The 2,981-nt window shown below is 73.6% G+C and carries 1 protein-coding gene; it reads right to left on the reverse strand.

Going from position 1 to position 2,981, the window contains the following annotated elements; translation table 11 throughout:
- Positions 1-2,951: condensation domain-containing protein (locus ALLO2_RS22785; protein ID WP_232235305.1), on the reverse strand; the 2,951-nt coding region annotated here is incomplete at its 3' end.
- Positions 2,952-2,981 lie beyond the last annotated feature (30 nt).

Below are 2,981 nucleotides of genomic sequence, written 5' to 3' on the forward strand. Positions count from 1 at the left end.
TAACCACGAGCCAGCCCCGGACCCGCAAGATAAAGCTCACCGACCACCCCCGGCGGCACCGGCTGCAGCAGATCATCCAGCACATAGGTCCGGGTGTTGTCCAGCGGATGCCCGATCGGCAGCGGCCCGGGGACCTCCTCCCCCGGCCGGATGTCGAACACGGTCGCGCACATGGTGATCTCGGTCGGGCCGTACAGGTGCCGCACGACGGTGTCCGGGCACGCGGCCGCGACGCGAGCGACGGCGGTGGCGCTGACCACGTCCCCGCCGGTCAGCAGCTCGGGCAGCCCGGCGAAACAGCCGGGGTCCTCCTCGGCCAGCGCCGCGAGCAGACCGGCGGTCACGTGCACGGCCGTCAGCCCGGCACCGGAGATCAACTCGGCCAGCCCGGCGGCATCCAGCGGTCCCGGCGGGGCGATCACGACCTGGCCGCCCGCCAGCAGCGGCACCCACAGCTCCCATGTCGAGGCGTCGAAGGCGTGCGGGGCGTGGAACAGCACGCGCTGATCAGCCCCGCCGGACCAGTGCCGGTCGGCGGCCAGGGAGACGACCCCGGCGTGCGTCACCGCCACGCCCTTCGGTACGCCCGTCGATCCCGAGGTATACATCACGTACGCTAGGTCGCCGTGGCCTGCCACGACGTACGGCGGCGTCAGCGGCGGCCCGGACAGCACCCAGTCGCCCACCGGCACCACGCCCACGCCCGGCGGCGCGGCGAACCCCGCCGAGGCCACCACCACACCGGTCCCGGCCAGCACCTGCGCCACCCGGGCCGAAGGCCACTCCAGGTCGACCGGCACGTAGGCCGCGCCCGCCCTGAGCACCCCGATGAGCACCGCCACCAGCTCGGCCGAGCGCTCCAGCGCCACGCCGACCAGGTCACCCGGCTGTACGCCCGCCACCGCCAACCTGTGCGCGACCCGGTCCGCGGCCTGCGCCAGCCGCGCGTACGACAGCCGCACATCTCCTGCCGCCACCGCCACCGCGTCCGGGCGGGCGGCCACCTGGGCATCGAACGCCGCGGTGAGCCTGGTGTGGCCGAGGGGTACGCCGGTGTCGTTCCACTCGCCGACGATCCTGGCCCGCTCCGCGTCGTCCAGCACGTCGACCTGGCTGACCCGCAGGTGCGGGTCGTCCGCGACCGCCTCAACCACCCGGACCAGCCGTACGACGAGGTCCTCGGCCGTCCGCCGGTCGAACAGGTCGGNCGAGTAGTGCAGTTCCCCGTCGATGCCCGCCGCCGCGCCCGCCTCATCGCGGTACTCGGCGAGGTCGAAGGACAGGTCGAACTTGGCGGTGGCGGCCTGCGACGGCATCACCTGGGTGTCGAGACCGGCCAGGTGCCACTCCCGCTGCGGGGTGCTCCGGAAGCCGAGCATCACCTGGAACAGCGGGTGGCGGGCCAGGGATCGGGCCGGGTGAAATTCCTCGACCAGCCGCTCGAAGGGCACGTCCTGGTGGGCGAAGGCGGCCAGGTCGCCCTCGCGGACCCGGCCAACGAGTTCGACGAAGGTCGGGTCACCGCCGACATCGGTGCGCAGGACGAGGGTGTTGATGAAGAAACCGATCAGGTCGTCCAGCGCGGCGTTCCCCTGGCCGGCCACTGCCGTGCCCAGCGGGATGTCGCTGCCCGCGCCCAGCTTGGACAGCAACAGCGCTACGGCCGCCTGCACCGCCATGAACAGCGTCGCAGCCTGGCCCCTGGCCACGTCGGCCAGGCGGGCGTGTGTCCGCGCGCCGAGCCGGATGGGCACGGATCCGGCCTGGAAGCCGGGCAGGGCGGGGCGGGGCCGGTCCACCGGCAGGTTCAGCTCGGCGGGCAGGTCGGCCAGCGCCTGCCGCCAGTACGCCAGGTGCGCGTCCGACCGGTCCTCGCCGGCCGCGACCTCGCGCTGCCAGATGGAGTAGTCGGCGTACTGCACGGGCAGCGGCGCCCACGGCGGGGCCTGCCCGTTCCGCCGCGCCGCGTAGGCCGTGGCCAGATCCCGGGCGAACACCCCCATCGACCAGCCGTCCGCGGCGATGTGATGGACGACGAGTGACAGCACGTGGCTGCCGTCGGGCACGGCGAACAGCGTGGCCCGTACCGGCAGGTCGCGGCTCACGTCGAAGCCCCGGGTGGCCTCGGCCGTCAGCCGGCTGGGCAGCTCGTCCTCGTCGGTCGGTACGACCACAGGCGTGGGGCGTGCGGCCTCAGCGGTCAGGATCTGCTGCCGCGGGATGCCGTCGGGGTCGGGGAACACCGTCCGCAGGCTCTCGTGCCGTGTGACCACGTCGCCGAGCGCGGCCCACAGCGCGGTCCGGTCCAGGTCGCCGCGCAGCCGCAGCTGCACCGGGATGTTGTAGAGCGCCTCGCCGTCCTCGAGCCGGTTGAGGAACCACATCCGGGCCTGGCCGAACGACAGCGGCACCGCCTCGGGCCGTTGCACGGGCGCGAGCACCGGCTCGTCGGCCGCCGGGTCGCCGCCGGCCCGCACCAGCGTGGCGACCCCGGCGGGTGTCGGCTCGGCCATCAGCTCGCCGATGGTCAGCGCCGTCCGCAGCAGGTTCCTGATCCGTGCGATCAGCTGCATGGCCAGCAGGGAGTCACCGCCGAGGTCGAAAAAGTCGTCGTCGGCCCCGACCCGCTCCAGGCGCAGCACCTCGGCGAACAGGGTGCACAGCGATTCCTCGACCGAGGTGCGCGGCTCCCGGCCGGTCACCAGGCCGGCGAAGTCGGGGGCGGGCAGGGCGGCACGGTCGACCTTGCCGTTGGCGGTCAGCGGCAGCGCGTCGAGCACGACCACGGCTGAAGGGATCATGTGGTCGGGCAGCAGGCCCGCCACGAAGTCGCGGATCTGGACGGTGTCGAGCGTCTCCCCGTCGGAGGCGACGACATAGGCGACCAACCGTTTCTGCCCCGGCTGGTCCGCGCGCGCGATGACCGCGCCCTGGCTGACGCCCGGGTGCATGACCAGCACCGCCTCCACCTCACCCGGTTC

Origin of the sequence: Frankia sp. Allo2, from assembly GCF_000733325.1 — a bacterium.
Classification (GTDB): Bacteria; Actinomycetota; Actinomycetes; order Frankiales; family Frankiaceae; genus Frankia; species Frankia casuarinae.